Source organism: Blastococcus sp. HT6-30 (assembly GCF_039729015.1).
Taxonomy (GTDB): Bacteria; Actinomycetota; Actinomycetes; order Mycobacteriales; family Geodermatophilaceae; genus Blastococcus.
This window is the reverse complement of the sequence record NZ_CP155792.1, coordinates 1,069,903-1,084,407: the sequence shown is the minus strand read 5'-3', so window position 1 is coordinate 1,084,407 and position 14,505 is coordinate 1,069,903. Positions and strand designations below refer to the sequence as shown.

The window sequence follows — 14,505 nt, the reverse complement described above, 5'->3', positions numbered from 1 at the left end:
TCGCCGGTCGGCCCGCTCGAGGAGAGCACCCGCACCGTCGTCGTCGACGGTCACGACACCGACTGACACGGTGAGCTCCTAGGTCTCGTGATCAGACAGGTCGTTCGCCCGACCAGTCGGCTGATCGGCGGGTTCCTCCGAGGGCGGAGCCTTTCCGCACCATTTCGGCACCACCCATCCGGGGCCGACCCGCGGGGTCGCCGCGGCGGTCAGCGTGGGCTGTACCGCCTTCGGGCCGCTGGTCTTCGCGCTCGTGCGCGATGCGACCGGCGGGTACACCGCGGCGCTGCCGGCGTCGGCCATCCTCCCCGTGCTCGTGAGCGTGTCCGCCCTCGTGCTCGCAGCCCCCCACCTCCTGGACCACGAGCCCCACGACAGCAGCTCGGGGGTCGACGGCGAGGTCGAGGCCGGCGCGCCGGTCCCCCTCGACGGGCCCATCAGGTGGCCCGACCCCGCATCCGGCGGTATTCGGCCACCAGGGCCGTCGTAGCGGCGTCCTGGTCCAGCGCGACGGGATCCCGGCTGGTGAGCGCCGGGGCGAGCTCCCGCGCCATCACCTTGCCCAGTTCGACGCCCCACTGGTCGAAGGAGTCGATCTGCCAGATCGCGCCCTGGGTGAACACGATGTGCTCGTACAGAGCGACCAGCTGGCCCAGCGTCGCCGGGGTGAGACGCGGAGCCAGGATCACCGTGCTCGGCCGGTTGCCGGGCATCACCTTGTGCGGCACGAGCGACGCCGGAGTGCCCTCGGCAGCGACCTCCTCGGCGGTCCGGCCGAAGGCGAGCACCGCCGACTGGGCGAACATGTTCGCCATCAGCAGGTCGTGCATGTCGCCCGTGTCGTGCGCGGGCTCGCCGAACCCGATGAAGTCAGCGGGGACCAGCGTCGTTCCCTGGTGCAGCAGCTGGTGGAAGGCGTGCTGCCCGTTCGTCCCCGGCTCGCCCCAGTACACCTCCCCGGTCTCGGTGGGAACCGGCTGCCCGTCCGCACGGACCGACTTGCCGTTGCTCTCCATCGTCAGCTGCTGCAGGTAGGCCGGGAGCCGGGAGAGGTACTGGCTGTAGGGCAGCACGGCGTGCGTCTGCGCGTCGAAGAAGTTGCGGTACCAGATGTTGAGCAGCCCCAGCAGCACCGGGACGTTGGCCTCGAGCGGAGCGGTGCGGAAGTGCTCGTCGACGGCGTGGAAGCCGGCGAGCAACTCGTCGTAGGCCTGCGGGCCGATGGCCACCATCAGCGACAGCCCGATGGCCGAGGGAAGGGAGTACCGCCCGCCCACCCAGTCCCAGAACTCGAACATGTTCGCCGGGTCGATGCCGAACTCGCGAACGGCGTCGGTGTTCGTCGACACCGCGACGAAGTGCCGGGCCACCGCAGCCTGATCCCCACCCAGCCCGCGCAGCAGCCAGTCGCGGGCGACGGTGGCGTTGGTCAGCGTCTCCAGTGTCGTGAACGTCTTGCTGCTGACGACGAACAACGTCTCGGCCGGGTCCAGGTCGCGCGTCGCCTCGGCGAAGTCGGTCGGGTCGATGTTCGAGACGAACCGGACGGTCAGGTCGCGGTCCGTGTAGTCGCGCAGCGCCGTGTACGCCATGGCCGGTCCCAGGTCGGACCCGCCGATCCCGATGTTGACCACGGCCCGGATCGGCCGTCCGGTGTGCCCCCGCCACTCCCCCGAGCGCACCGCGTCGGCGAAGCTCCGCATCCGGTGCAGCACCTCGTGGACGTCGCGGACGACGTGCTGGCCGTCGACCACCAGGGCATGGTCCGCCGGCGCGCGCAGCGCGACGTGCAGCACGGCCCGGTCCTCGGTGGTGTTGACGTGCTCCCCTCGGAACATCGCCGCGATGCGCTCCCGCAGCCCGGCCCGCTCGGCGAGGGCGACCAGCAGGCGCACCGTCTCGTCGGTGATCCGGTGCTTGGAGTAGTCGACGTGCAGGTCGCCGGCCCGTGCGGTCAGCCGCTCTGCCCGGTCGCGGTCGCCGGCGAACAGGTCCCGCAGGTGGGCCGGGGCCAGCGCCCGGTGGTGCTCGTCGAGGGCCCGCCACTCTGCTGTCGCGGTGATGTCCATGCTCGTTCCTCCTCGTGTGGTCCGGCAGCCGGGGCGTCGTCGTGGTGACCCTCACCTCGGCGATCCGAACGTGACCAACGGCTCACCACTCAACCCTGACGTGACGGGCGAGTTCCCGGCAGACTGTCCATGACGCAGCGACGCCGCTCGCGCGCACCGATACCCGGTGTCGGCGATCCCGACCGGTCATCGCGCGACGCAGCGGCTCTCGCTCTCCCGGGTGCACCGGCGCACCCATACCTGACTCGGCATCCTCCCCGGTGCTGCCCGCCTGCGCCTCGCGGCGCATCGAACGAGACGGATCCATGTCCTCAGCACTGCCCACCCTGCCCAAGCCGCGCCTGGGGCGCCCCGCCTGGCTGTCGCCGAAGGTCGCCCGCACCGAGGTGCTGGCCGGCCTCGTCGTCGCCCTGGCGCTGATCCCCGAGGCGATCAGCTTCTCCATCCTCGCCGGGGTCGACCCGCGCGTGGGCCTGTTCTCCTCCTTCGTGATGGCCGTGGTCATCGCCTTCACCGGCGGCCGCCCGGCGATGATCACCGCGGCCACCGGCGCGATCGCCCTGGTCGTCGCGCCGCTGGCGCTCGAGTACGGCGTCCAGTACCTGTTCGCCGCCGTCATCCTGGGTGGAATCTTCCAGGTCCTGCTGGGCCTGTCCGGGTTCGCCCGCCTCATGCGGTTCATCCCGCGCAGCGTCATGGTGGGCTTCGTCAACGCCCTGGCCATCCTCATCTTCACGGCCCAGCTGCCGCAGCTGACCGACGTCCCGTGGCTGGTCTACCCGATGGTGGCGGCGGGGCTGGCGATCATCTTCCTGCTCCCCCGACTGACCACGGTCGTCCCCGCCCCCCTGGTCGCGATCGTCGTGCTGACGGCGCTGGCAGTCACCGCGGGCTGGGAGATCCCCGACGTCGGGGGCGAGGGCGAGCTGCCCGACAGCCTGCCGTTCTTCCTCCTGCCCGACGTGCCCTTCACCGTCGAGACGCTGGCCATCATCGCCCCGTACGCCCTGGGCGTGGCCTTCGTCGGGCTGATGGAGTCGCTGATGACGGCCAAGCTGGTCGACGACATCACCGACACGCACTCGGACAAGACCCGCGAATCCTGGGGTCAGGGCGTCGCCAACATGGCGTCCGGCTTCTTCGGCGGCATGGGCGGCTGCGCGATGATCGGCCAGACCATGATCAACGTGAAGGCCTCGGGCGCCCGCACCCGCCTCTCCACCTTCCTGTCCGGGGTCTTCCTGCTGATCCTCGTCGTCACCCTGGGCGACATCGTCAGCACCATCCCGATGGCCGCCCTGGTCGCCGTCATGATCTTCGTGTCGATCGCGACGTTCGACTGGCACAGCCTGCGCACCATCCACCGCATGCCGAAGAGCGAGACCGTCGTGATGCTCACGACCGTCGCCGGCACGCTCTTCACCCACAACCTGGCGATCGGCGTCGGCACCGGCGTCCTCGTCGCATGCGTCCTGTTCGCCCGCCGCGTCGCACACCTGGTCGAGGTCACCAGCGTGACGGATCCCGACGGCGACACGCGCTTCTACAACGTCCACGGCGCGCTCTTCTTCGCGTCCAGCAACGACCTGTACACGCAGTTCGACTACGCCGGGGACCCGCAGAACGTGGTCATCGACCTCTCGAACGCCCATGTCTGGGACGCCTCCACGGTCGCGGCTCTCGACGCCATCACCCACAAGTACGAGACCCGCGGGAAGAACATCGAGATCATCGGACTGCAGGGCCACTCGGCCGACCGCTTCGACCGGCACAGCGGCCAGCTGACGGACGCCCACTGATGCCCGCTCCGGCGCCCCGGACCCGTCGGGCGGACGACCGCCACGGCATGGGTTATGAAGGGAGCGTGACGGCAACTCCCCGGGGCGACCTGATGCAGATCGGCCAGGTCGCCGAGCGCACCGGCCTGAGCCTGCGGACGATCCGCTTCTACGAGGAGAACGGCCTGGTCGTCCCGACGGCCCGCTCCGAGGGCGGATTCCGCCTGTACAGCGAGGCCGCCGTCGCCCGGCTGGAGGTGGTCAAGCGGATGAAGCCGCTGGGCTTCTCGCTGGAGGAGATGCAGGAGCTGCTCGCGCTGCTGCACGACCTGGAGCACGCCACGGCCGGCCGGTCGGAGCTGCTCGACAGACTGCGGATGTTCCACGAGGCCGCCGTAGCGCGGGTGACCGCACTGCGCGACCAGCTCGCCGTGGCCGAGGGCTTCGCCGGCGACCTGGCGGGGCACCTCCGGACCCAGCGCTGACACCCATGAGCCTGCGGTTCGAGGAACTCGACTGGCGCCCCACCCCGATCGGCGAGGTGAGCCTCCGCCGTCGCCGAGACCCAGGCGGTCGGATCGACATCTTCGAGGTGAAACTCGGCGACGAGTTCCTCATGTCCTCACTGTTCACCGTGGCCGAGATCGAGCTGGCCCGGCTGGCCCTGGACCGACTGCACGGATCGGAGCTGGACGTCGCCGTCGGTGGACTGGGGCTCGGCTTCACCGCCCAGGCCGTGCTCGCCGACGAACGCGTGCGGAACCTGGTGGTCGTCGATGCGCTCGAGCCGGTGATCCGCTGGCACGAGCGAGGCCTGGTCCCGCTGGGTCCGGTCCTCACCGGCGACGACCGCTGCCGATTCGTGCACGGGGACTTCTTCGCGATGGCCGATGCAGGCGGATTCGATCCGGTGCTGCCGGACCGGGTGTTCGACGCCGTGCTCGTCGACATCGACCACTCACCCCGGCACCTGCTCGCCGACGGCAGGGCGGGCTTCTACGGCATCGACGGCAGCCGGCGCCTGGCCGGACGCATCCGACCGGGCGGCGTCTTCGCGCTCTGGTCCAACGATCCACCCGATGACGACTACCTGGCCGTACTCCGGCACGTCTTCGTGGACGTGGCCGCGGAGGTGGTCACATTTCCCAACCCCCTCCAGGACCGCGTGGCGACCAACACGGTCTACCTGGCGACGGCGCCCCGCTGACGCCGGACACCGAACTCCACCGGCCCCCGGAAGAGGGGACGCCGCCGCCGACACGACGGTGAGCTCGTCGACATGGGATCGTCCGGTCCGCAGCCGCGTAGATGAGCCGAGCCCGCCCACCACGGGCCGCTGCCACGTGCACCGGGGCGCGCAGCGCGCGACGGACGGCTTCAGCCGGTAGCTTGCACGGCACAGACTCAGCGGTGCATGCACTGTCGGTGGGGCCTGTCCCCCTGACCCCGGCGAGTGGTCGGTTGCGAGGAGGTCGCGATGGACGGCCGAGGGTCCGGCTCGAGGCGGCTGCGGGTGGCCTGCGTGGGCAGCGGCTTCATCGCCGGCCAACACCTGCGGGCTCTCGCCGGCCTGCACGAAGTGGAGATCGTGGCGGTCGCCGACACCGACCCTCAGCGGGCTGAGGAGACCGCCACCCGGCACGGGGCCCGCGCCTACGGGGACGGGTTGGCGTTGCTGGAGACCGAGGATCTCGACGCGGTCTGGCTGTGCGTTCCGCCGTTCGCACACGGTGCCCTCGAGCTCGCGGCGATCGATCGCCGGCTGCCGTTCTTCGTCGAGAAGCCGCTCGCGCCGGATCTGCCGACCGCGGAGGCGATCGCCGGCCGGCTGGCCGGGACGGGGATCACGACCGCGGTGGGCTACCACTGGCGGCACCTCGATCTCGTCCAGCGCGCCGCGGACCTGCTCACCGAGGAACCCGTCCAACTCGTCACCGGCTACTGGTTGGACAAGACGCCGCCGGCTCCGTGGTGGTCGCAACGGGCACGTTCCGGCGGCCAGGTGGTGGAGCAGACCACCCACATCTTCGACCTCGCGCGCCGGCTCGCCGGGGAGGTCGAGACGGTCACGGCCGTCGAGCGGACCCGCCCGGAGGGGCCGGAGGACGTCCCCACCGCGGCCGCCGCGCTGCTGCGGTTCACCTCCGGCGTGGTGGGCAGCATCTCCTCCACCCGGGTGCTCGGCTGGCGGCACCGGGTCGCTCTCCAGGTGGTGGCGGGCGGGCGCCTCCTGGAGCTGTCGGAGCGCGGGCTGACCGACCACGAACTCCGGGTGACGAGTGCGGACGGCGAGGAGGTCCTGCGGTCCGAGCAGAACCCGATCGCCACGGAGGACCGCGAGTTCGTCGACGTCCTGCTCGGTCGTGCACAGCAGGTCCGCGTCCCCTACGAGGAGGCGCTGCGCACGCACGCCCTGGCCTGTGCCGCAGACCGGTCCGCCCGCGAGGGCGTTCCCGTGCGGCTGACGGACGGCGACGCGGATGGCTGAGCGGGCCGTGCGGTCCATCGGCGTGGCCGCGCCCGGCCGGCCCGTGCTGCTGGACGACACGGAGCCCGAGCCGGGACCGGGGCAGGTGTGGGTGGCCACGGAGTGGTCCGGGATCAGCGCCGGAACCGAGGTCGCCCTCGTCCGCGGCACCGACCCGCAGCACCGGCTGGGCTGGGATCCGGACCTGAGGGCCTTCGGGGTGGGCGCCCCGGACGGTTACCCGAAGCGGAGCCTCGGCTACATGGAGGTCGGCCGGGTGACCGAGAGCCACACGGACGCCCTCGCCGTGGGAACTCGTGTCGCCATGGCCTACGGCCACCGCACCGGCCGCTGCGCCGATCCCACCCGGACGACGGTCATCCCGGTGCCCGACGATCTCGACCCCGTCCTCGCCATCTACCTCGCGCAGATGGGCCCGATCTGCGTCAATGGCCTGCTCCATGCCGCCGCAGCTCTCGCCGGGCCCGAGGCTCCGCTCGACGCCGGCGTCCGCGACCGCCACGTGCTCGTCACGGGTGCCGGCGTCATCGGGCTCCTCAGCGCTCTGCTCGCCGTCCGGCACGGCGCGGCGGCGGTGGCCGTCGCCGAGCCGTCCGGTGAGCGGCGCGCGGTTGCGGAGTCACTGGGCCTCGACGCCGTCGACGACGCCGACGGCCGTGCCTGGCTCGAGGCGAAACGCCGCTGGCGGCACGGCCCCGGGGACGCCGGCGCCGACGTCGTGCTCCAGTGCCGTGGGCACGACGTCGCCCTGGCCACGGCGCTGAAAGCGCTGCGACCGCGGGGCGTCGTGGTCGACCTGGGCTTCTACCAAGCCGGCGCCGAGGCCGTCCGGCTGGGCGAGGAGTTCCACCACAACGGCCTGGCGCTGGTCTGCGCACAGATCGGCCGCGTGCCACGAGGCATGGCTACCGCGTGGACGCGCACAGCGCTGGCGGCGGTCACCCTCGACCTCCTGCGGGATCGGGGCGAGCAGATCCGCACCACGCTGGTCACCGACGTCGTCCCGTTCGAGGACGGCCCTCGTCTGCTGGCCGACCTGGCAGGTCGGCGGCTGACCAGCCCACCGCTGCAGGCTGTGCTGCGCTTCGGGCCCGGCTGACCCACCGAACGGCGCCGGAGAGGCGACCCAGCGCCGTGGGCCTCGACGGTTGCGGTCAACGAGGCGACGGGGTGTGGTCAGCGCATCAGTGGCCGGGGCAGTTGGCGGTTCCGATCACATGGTTCGGTCACGGCCTCGTGGAAGGTGGCCTCCTCCTCCCGCACGAGGAGGGCGGGTTCCTCACCGCTGCGCACGTCGAGTGACCGGACGGAGAGTTCGGCCGACGCCCCGGTGCGACGGCAGACACTCCGACCCGGCGTCCGGGGCGACGTCAGCACGTCCTCGTAGACGCGCAGGGTGTCCTGCGCCATCCGCCGGGCGGTGAACTGGTCCACGTACCGACGCTGCCCGGCTCGGGCGTACCGCTGCCGCAGGGCGGGGTCGGCGAGCAGCTCGGCCACCGCCTCGGCGAGGGCGCGCGGGTCCTCGGGCGGGACGAGCGTCCCGGTGACCCCAGAGGTCACGACCTCCGCCGTTCCGATGACGTCGGTGGCGACCACGGGGAGGGCGGCGTCCATCGCCTCGAGCGCGGCCAGCGGCATGCCCTCCTGGCGGGATGGCAGGACGAACACGTCGGCGGCGTCCAGGAGCATGCGCGCGTCGGTCCGGTGGCCGGGCAGGTGGAGGAAGTCGGTGACGCCGAGATCGGCCGCCTGGCGGGCCAGGTCGTCGCCGAGGTAGCCGCCGCCGACGATGACCACGGCCAGGTCGGGGAACCGTGCCGCCAGGTCGGGCATCGCGGCGACCAGGTAGCGCTGACCCTTCTGCACGAACAGCCGGCCCACGTTCATGACCACCAGGTGGTCGGGGCGCAGGCCCAGCGCTGCCCGCGCGGCCGCCCGGCCGGGACCCGGCCCTCGGGGGACGATGCCGTTGGGGACGGTCACCAGCCGCTCGGCGGGCACGCCGATGCGTTCGTGGGTGAGCCGAACACCCTCGGAGACGGCGATGAGCCGGTCCACCGGGGTGATGGCCCGGAAGAACGCGGCGCGCTTCCGAGGGCTCAGCAGCCACGGCTGGTGCTGGGTCTGCACGACGGCCCGCACGCCGGCTCGCCGCGCCGCCCGGGCGCCGTCGAAGTTCTCCCGCCCGCTACCGACGTGGACGTGGAAGACGTCCGCCGGGTGAGCGGCGAGGAAGTCGACGATGGTCCGCCCGAACGTGGGGTCGCGTGGAGGCGGAAGAGCGCAGGTGGCGACGCCCAGGGCCCTGGCACGGTCGAGGACCCGGCGTCCGCTCGCCGTCCCCCAGCAGAGCACCGAGACGTCGGCGGTCGACCGGAACTCCGCAGCCAGGTCGAGCATGTGCGAGCCCATCCCGGAGGGATCGACCGACGGGGTGTAGAGGCAGATGGACAGCCGGCGGCGAGGCCGCCCCGCGAACCCGGATGTGGGGGCCGATTCCCCCACTGCCGAGTGGTGCAGGCCGTCGGTCGCTTCGTCCGTTGCGTAGGCCATCGACCACCCCTTCTCTGGCCCTCGTTGGCCGCACCCTGGCCGGGAACGGAGGATTGCGCAACAGCATCCGCTCCCTGCACCCGCCCGACCCCCGGTGGACCGGGTGGTGCTCCGTCCCGCACAGGCCGGGTCGCACCGCTGCGACTACGGTCGGACGACGTGGAGTTTCGTCGACTGGGCCGATCGGGCCTCAACGTCTCGCAGATCGCGTTCGGCAACTGGCTGACGCACGGCAGCCAGGTCGAGGAGGACGCCGCGGTGGCCTGCGTGCACGCCGCCCTCGACGTCGGGATCACGACCTTCGACACCGCCGACGTCTACGCGGGCACGGCCGCGGAGTCGGTCCTCGGCCGAGCGCTGGCCGGACAGCGCCGCGAGGGCCTGGAGATCGCGACCAAGGTCTACTGGCCGACCGGCCCCGGGCCGAACGACGGGGGCCTGTCCCGGAAGCACGTGATCGAGAGCTGCCACGCCTCGCTGCGCCGGCTGCAGACCGACTACGTCGACCTCTACCAGGCCCACCGGTACGACCCGACGGTGCCGCTCGAGGAGACGATGACCGCCTTCGCCGACCTCGTCCGCTCCGGCAAGGCGCTCTACATCGGCGTCTCCGAGTGGAACGCCGAGCAGATCGCCGCCGGCGCAGCGCTCGCCCGCCAGCTCGGCGTCCAGCTGATCAGCAACCAGCCGCAGTACTCGATGCTGTGGCGGGTCATCGAACCCGAGGTCGTGCCGACGTCGGAGCAGGAGGGGCTCTCCCAGATCGTCTGGTCACCGCTCGCCCAGGGGGTGCTGACCGGGAAGTACCTGCCCGGCGAGCAACCGCCGGCCGGGAGCCGGGCGAGCCACTCGGGCGTGGGCTTCCAGGTGGAGGGCTTCCTCGCCGACGAGGTCCTCACCCGGGTGCAACAACTGCGGCCCATCGCCGACGACCTCGGGTTGACGATGGCGCAGCTGGCCCTGGCGTGGGTGCTCCAGAACCCCAACGTCGCCGCGGCGATCATCGGCGCCAGCCGCCCCCAGCAGGTCCACGACAACGTCAAGGCGGCCGGGGTCCGGCTGGACGACGAGGTCATGGCACGGGTCGACGATGCCCTCGGGGACGTCGTCGAACGGGACCCCGAGAAGGTCTTCCTGCCCGCGGACAGGAAGGCACGGGGCACCGCCGCCTGACAACCGCTCCCCTCCGGCAGGAGCGGATACCGGAATCTACCTTCACGTTACGGTGGAGACGTGTCCAGCCACGCAGCTCCCACCGAGGCCGAACCCGTCCGCGCTCTGACTGCCGCCTCCCTGAGCTCGTTGTCCGGCGCCGTGCCGGTGCCCGGCTACGACCGTCGCCAGGTCCGCACGGGCATCGTGCACATCGGCGTCGGCGGCTTCCACCGGGCCCACCAGGCGATGTACGCGGATCGGCTGATGAACTCAGGCCTGGGCATGGACTGGGGCATCTGCGGGGTGGGCGTCCTCCCCGGCGACCGGCAGATGCGGGATGCCCTGGCCGCGCAGGACGGCCTCTACACCCTCGTCGTCAAGCATCGCGACGGCACGCTGGAGCCGCGGGTGATCGGCTCGATCGTCGAGTACCTCCTGGCGCCCGACGATCCGGCCGCCGTCGTCGAGAAGATGGCACACCCCGACACCCGCATCGTGTCCCTGACGATCACCGAGCGCGGATACAACACCGCTCCGGCGACCGGCGTCTTCGACGGCGCCGCTCCCGACGTGCTGGCCGACCTGCGCCCGGACGCCGTCCTGCGCACCACCTTCGGCTTGGTCACCGAGGCGCTGGCGCGCCGTCGGGCGCGCGGGCTCCCGCCGTTCACCGTGCTGTCCTGCGACAACCTCCGGGGGAACGGTGACGTCGCCCGGCGGGCGTTCACCGCCTTCGCCACCTTGCGCGACGCGGATCTGGGCGCGTGGGTCGAGCGCGAGGTGTCCTTCCCCGACAGCATGGTGGACCGGATCACGCCGCTGACCACCGCCGATGACGTCGCCGAACTGCAGCAGCGGTTCGGCATCACCGACGCATGGCCGGTGGTGTGCGAGCCGTTCGCGCAGTGGGTCGTGGAGGACCGTTTCCCGACCGGCCGCCCGCCGTGGGAGGCCGCCGGTGTGCAGCTGGTCGGGGACGTCGGCCCCTACGAGGCCATGAAGCTGCACCTGCTCAACGGCAGCCACCAGGCACTGGCGTACTTCGCCTCACTGGCCGGGCACGAGTTCGTGCACGACGCGTGCCAGGACCCGCTGTGGTCCCGGTTCCTCCGGGACTACATGGACCGGGAGGTCACGCCGATGCTGCCTGCGGTGCCGGGGGTGGACCTCGAGGACTACAAGCGGACCCTCCTCGAACGCCTCGCCAGCGCGGCGGTGTCCGACACGGTCGCGCGCTTGTGCGCGCAGACGTCGGCGTTGATCCCGAAGTACGTGCTGCCCGTCGTCCGCGCCGGCCTGGCGACGGGCCGGGAGGTGCACAGGGGCGCGGCGGTCGTCGCCAGCTGGGCGCGGTACGCGGAGGGGCGGGACGACCACGGGAACCCGCTCCCCCTGGTCGACCGGCGCGCCGACCGGGTGCGGGCGAACGCCGGTCGGCTGGCCGAGGACCCGCTGGCCTTCATCGCCGACCGGAGCATCTTCGGCGACCTGGTGGACGACGAACGCTTCACCGCGGCCTACCGCAGCGCGCTCACCTCCCTCCGGGAACACGGGGCGCGCGCCACCCTCGCGAGCCTCGTGTAGCCGCCGCCCAGGACCCCCGCGGCGCGCATGAGCCGGTGATCGATGCCCGCGCCCGGTGCTCGCGCGGACGCAGGAGGCCCCGGCCGCGAAGCCACCAGGGTTTCCCCGGGCCGGCTTCCGGCCGGCCGGAACGTCACACGCGACTGCGCCGCCCGTACCTGCCGGCCACGGCCGCCACACCGAGCGCGGCGAAGCCGACCTGCAGGGCCAGCTCGATCCAGTCGATGCCCGCCGTGTCGGACACACCGAGCGCACCGGCGACCAGGGTGCCGACGATCGCCGCCAGGACGCCGATGAGCAGGGTCAGCCAGATGGGGATGTTCTGCTTGCCGGGCACGACGAGGCGACCGAGCGCACCGATGACGAGACCGATGACCAGTGCAGTGATGATGCCGGTGATCTCCATACCGGGTCCTCCCTCGTCGGCGCGACTGCGCGGCATGACGCGCAGTCGGCGTCCCGAGAACCATCGCGCGCGTCTGCGCGAGCCGCTGGCGATGCCGTTGGTCAGACCCTCGTGTTGCGCTTCATCCAGCCGTAGGCGGCGGTGGCCAGGAAGAGGACGACGCCGATGACCAGGAGCCAGAACAGCCCCTCGACCACGGCGCCGATGACGGCGAGCGCCAACCAGACGACCAGTAGCAATGCGATGACACCGAGCACGGGCTTCTCCTTCTCGTCGAATGGCGCGTCCACGGCGCGTACCCCCTCCCTCCCGACCATCACCTGATCTGCGAGACCGACACCCTCCCGTGACGATCGGCGCACGCGGCGGAGCTCCGCGGGCCGATCGGAAGGCCACCGTCTCGACCTGCCGGGGCCGGCGAACGGGGCTACGGTTCGCGCCACGTCGTCGTCGGCCGGCCGGAGGAGCGCTCGTGCCCGAATCGATCGTCGTGGGTCTCGATGGGAGCGAATCGAGCGGCCGCGCCGCCGACGCCGCCGCCGACGCAGCCCGCCGCCACGACCTGCGCCTGGTGCTGGCCTGCGTCGTCCCGTGGTCGCCCTACTCCTTCACCACCGCGGAGGAGAACGAGCGCCGCTCCGTGGAGAAGGCGCGGGAGGCCGCCGCCGCGCACGAACGCGTGCTCGACCCGGTCGTCGCCCGGCTGTCCGAGCCCGGAGACCTCGCGGTCGAGGGGGTCGTGCGGCACGGTCACCCGGCGGAGACGCTCGTGCGCCTGGCCCGGGAGCACGACGCCGCCTGGATCACCGTGGGCCGGGTCGGCCAGAGCCGGGTGCGCACCCTGCTGTTCGGCTCGACGCCGAGCAGCCTCATCCAGCTCTCCCCCGTGCCCGTGCTGGTGGTGCCGTGATGGGCGCGCCGTCCGGGTCGGTCCTGGCCGCCACCTTCGACGAGCAGGTCGACAGCTTCTTCGCGCCGGTGTCCGAGTGGATCACCACGGTCGTCTTCTTCGCCGTGCCGCTGGAATTCATCGACGAGGGCGTGGCGCTCCCGCTCATCGTGGTGTGGCTGGTCATCGCCGGCCTCTTCTTCACGATCTACCTGCGCGGCTTCCAGTTCCGCGCGTTCAAGCACGCGATCCAGCTGATCCGCGGCCGCTACGACGACCCTCGGGACGCCGGAGAGGTCACGCACTTCCAGGCGCTGGCCACCGCTGTGTCGGGCACCGTCGGGCTGGGCAACATCGCCGGCGTTGCGGTCGCCATCTCCCTCGGCGGGCCCGGCGCCACCCTGTGGATGATCATCGCCGGGCTGCTCGGCATGTGCACCAAGGGCGTCGAGTGCACGCTCGGGGTGAAGTACCGGAACGTGTACCCGGACGGCCGGGTCTCCGGCGGCCCGATGTACTACCTGACCAAGGGGCTCAAGGAGAGAAGCCCGCGGCTGGGCACCTTCGGCAAGGTGCTCGCCGTCCTCTTCTGCATCTTCACCCTCGGCGGGGCCGTCGGCGGCGGCAACATGTTCCAGGCCAACCAGGCCTTCAACCAGGCCCAGTCGGTCACCGGCGGGGAGGACGGCCCGCTCGGCTTCGGCGCCGCCGGCGCGGTGTTCGGGCTGGTGCTGGCCGTGCTCGTCGGCGCGGTCATCATCGGCGGCATCCGCAGCATCGCCCGGGTCACCGACAAGCTCGTGCCGTTCATGGCGGTCTTCTACGTCATCGCCTGCCTGACCGTGCTGTTCGCCAACCTGTCGGCGATCCCGGGAGCCATCTGGGCGATCGTCTCCCAGGCGTTCACCCCCGAGGCCGGCTACGGCGGCATCGTCGGGGTGCTCATCCAGGGCTTCCGCCGGGCGGCGTTCAGCAACGAGGCGGGTTTGGGCTCGGCGGCCATCGCGCACTCCGCGGTCAAGACGGACGAGCCGGCGACCGAGGGGCACGTCGCCGTCCTCGAGCCGTTCATCGACACCGTCGTCATCTGCACGATGACCGCCCTGGCCATCGTCATCACCGGGACGTACGCCGACGACGCCAGCGACGCGGGCGTGGAGACGACGTCGGCGGCGTTCGGGACCGTGGTCGACTGGTTCCCCATCGTCCTGGCGGTCGCGGTCATCCTGTTCGCGTACTCGACCATGCTGGCCTGGAGCTACTACGGGCTGAAGGCGGCGACCTACCTGTTCGGCGAGTCGATGATCGTCGACCGGACCTGGAAGCTGATCTTCTGCCTGTTCGTGATCATCGGGGCGTCGTCGACGCTGGATGCGGTGATCGGCTTCTCCGACAGCATGATCTTCCTGATGTCGCTGCCGAACATCATCGGGCTCTACATCCTGGCCCGGGTGGTCAAGCGGGAGATCAACGGTTACCGCGCCCGGGTGGAGAGCGGGGAGATCCTGCCGGTGGCCGAGCGGACCTGAACCACCCGCGACGCGGCACGCGCGGGTCCTCCCAAGGGTCGCCTCGCGCGA

The 14,505-nt window shown here is 71.7% G+C and carries 13 protein-coding genes; 9 read left to right on the top strand and 4 right to left on the bottom strand.

The window, feature by feature from the left end:
• Positions 1-437: 437 nt before the first annotated feature.
• Complete coding sequence (gene pgi / locus ABC795_RS05195; RefSeq protein ID WP_347059847.1) at positions 438-2,069, bottom strand: glucose-6-phosphate isomerase; 1,632 nt, start codon at positions 2,067-2,069, stop codon at positions 438-440.
• Between the two features lie 305 nt (positions 2,070-2,374).
• On the opposite strand from pgi, the gene ABC795_RS05190 reads away from it, so the two are divergent.
• From ABC795_RS05190 to ABC795_RS05170, 5 genes are all read left to right on the top strand, one after another.
• Entirely contained in the window at positions 2,375-3,868 is a 1,494-nt protein-coding gene (locus ABC795_RS05190) for a SulP family inorganic anion transporter (protein ID WP_347059846.1), read from the top strand.
• Between the two features lie 65 nt (positions 3,869-3,933).
• On the top strand, positions 3,934-4,332 hold the full coding sequence (locus ABC795_RS05185) for a MerR family transcriptional regulator (protein WP_347059843.1): 399 nt from the start codon (positions 3,934-3,936) through the stop codon (positions 4,330-4,332).
• Between the two features lie 5 nt (positions 4,333-4,337).
• Positions 4,338-5,054 (top strand): spermidine synthase, encoded by a 717-nt coding sequence (locus ABC795_RS05180; RefSeq protein WP_347059842.1) that lies wholly within the window; start codon positions 4,338-4,340, stop codon positions 5,052-5,054.
• 270 nt (positions 5,055-5,324) lie between these two features.
• Positions 5,325-6,335 (top strand): Gfo/Idh/MocA family oxidoreductase, encoded by a 1,011-nt coding sequence (locus tag ABC795_RS05175; RefSeq protein ID WP_347059841.1) that lies wholly within the window; start codon positions 5,325-5,327, stop codon positions 6,333-6,335.
• Entirely contained in the window at positions 6,328-7,434 is a 1,107-nt protein-coding gene (locus ABC795_RS05170) for a zinc-binding alcohol dehydrogenase (protein ID WP_347059840.1), read from the top strand. Before ABC795_RS05175 ends, ABC795_RS05170 begins: the two co-directional genes overlap by 8 nt.
• A gap of 77 nt (positions 7,435-7,511) precedes the next feature.
• Here ABC795_RS05170 and ABC795_RS05165 read toward each other — a convergent pair whose 3' ends face one another.
• The gene (locus ABC795_RS05165; protein WP_347059839.1) at positions 7,512-8,891 is read right to left on the bottom strand and encodes a glycosyltransferase family 4 protein; all 1,380 of its coding nucleotides are present in this window, start codon (positions 8,889-8,891) and stop codon (positions 7,512-7,514) included.
• 159 nt (positions 8,892-9,050) lie between these two features.
• Here ABC795_RS05165 and ABC795_RS05160 point away from each other — a divergent pair, with 159 nt between their 5' ends.
• Together ABC795_RS05160 and ABC795_RS05155 are read left to right on the top strand one after the other, a co-directional pair.
• Positions 9,051-10,064: an aldo/keto reductase family protein gene (locus ABC795_RS05160; protein WP_347059838.1), complete on the top strand. Its 1,014-nt coding sequence runs from the start codon at positions 9,051-9,053 to the stop codon at positions 10,062-10,064.
• Positions 10,065-10,124: 60 nt separating this feature from the next.
• Entirely contained in the window at positions 10,125-11,630 is a 1,506-nt protein-coding gene (locus ABC795_RS05155) for a mannitol dehydrogenase family protein (protein ID WP_347059837.1), read from the top strand.
• A gap of 133 nt (positions 11,631-11,763) precedes the next feature.
• Here ABC795_RS05155 and ABC795_RS05150 read toward each other — a convergent pair whose 3' ends face one another.
• A complete protein-coding gene (locus tag ABC795_RS05150; RefSeq protein WP_347059836.1) occupies positions 11,764-12,036 on the bottom strand; it encodes a GlsB/YeaQ/YmgE family stress response membrane protein in 273 nt (90 codons plus the stop codon).
• Between the two features lie 101 nt (positions 12,037-12,137).
• Entirely contained in the window at positions 12,138-12,326 is a 189-nt protein-coding gene (locus tag ABC795_RS05145) for a hypothetical protein (protein WP_347059835.1), read from the bottom strand.
• Between the two features lie 182 nt (positions 12,327-12,508).
• Between ABC795_RS05145 and ABC795_RS05140 the strand changes: the two genes are divergently transcribed.
• The gene (locus ABC795_RS05140) at positions 12,509-12,946 is read left to right on the top strand and encodes a universal stress protein (RefSeq protein WP_347059834.1); all 438 of its coding nucleotides are present in this window, start codon (positions 12,509-12,511) and stop codon (positions 12,944-12,946) included.
• Positions 12,946-14,454 (top strand): alanine/glycine:cation symporter family protein, encoded by a 1,509-nt coding sequence (locus ABC795_RS05135; protein WP_347059833.1) that lies wholly within the window; start codon positions 12,946-12,948, stop codon positions 14,452-14,454. The genes ABC795_RS05140 and ABC795_RS05135 overlap by 1 nt, the downstream gene beginning before the upstream one ends.
• Positions 14,455-14,505: the final 51 nt, after the last annotated feature.

Excerpts from the sequence above, each read along its gene's own strand:
- pgi (WP_347059847.1), bottom strand. The coding sequence starts at position 2,069 with ATGGACATCACCGCGACAGCAGAGTGGCGGGCCCTCGACGAGCACCAC.
- ABC795_RS05190 (WP_347059846.1), top strand. The coding sequence starts at position 2,375 with ATGTCCTCAGCACTGCCCACCCTGCCCAAGCCGCGCCTGGGGCGCCCC.
- ABC795_RS05180 (WP_347059842.1), top strand. The coding sequence starts at position 4,338 with ATGAGCCTGCGGTTCGAGGAACTCGACTGGCGCCCCACCCCGATCGGC.
- ABC795_RS05175 (WP_347059841.1), top strand. The coding sequence starts at position 5,325 with ATGGACGGCCGAGGGTCCGGCTCGAGGCGGCTGCGGGTGGCCTGCGTG.
- ABC795_RS05170 (WP_347059840.1), top strand. The coding sequence starts at position 6,328 with ATGGCTGAGCGGGCCGTGCGGTCCATCGGCGTGGCCGCGCCCGGCCGG.
- ABC795_RS05165 (WP_347059839.1), bottom strand. The coding sequence starts at position 8,891 with ATGGCCTACGCAACGGACGAAGCGACCGACGGCCTGCACCACTCGGCA.
- ABC795_RS05150 (WP_347059836.1), bottom strand. The coding sequence starts at position 12,036 with ATGGAGATCACCGGCATCATCACTGCACTGGTCATCGGTCTCGTCATC.
- ABC795_RS05135 (WP_347059833.1), top strand. The coding sequence starts at position 12,946 with ATGGGCGCGCCGTCCGGGTCGGTCCTGGCCGCCACCTTCGACGAGCAG.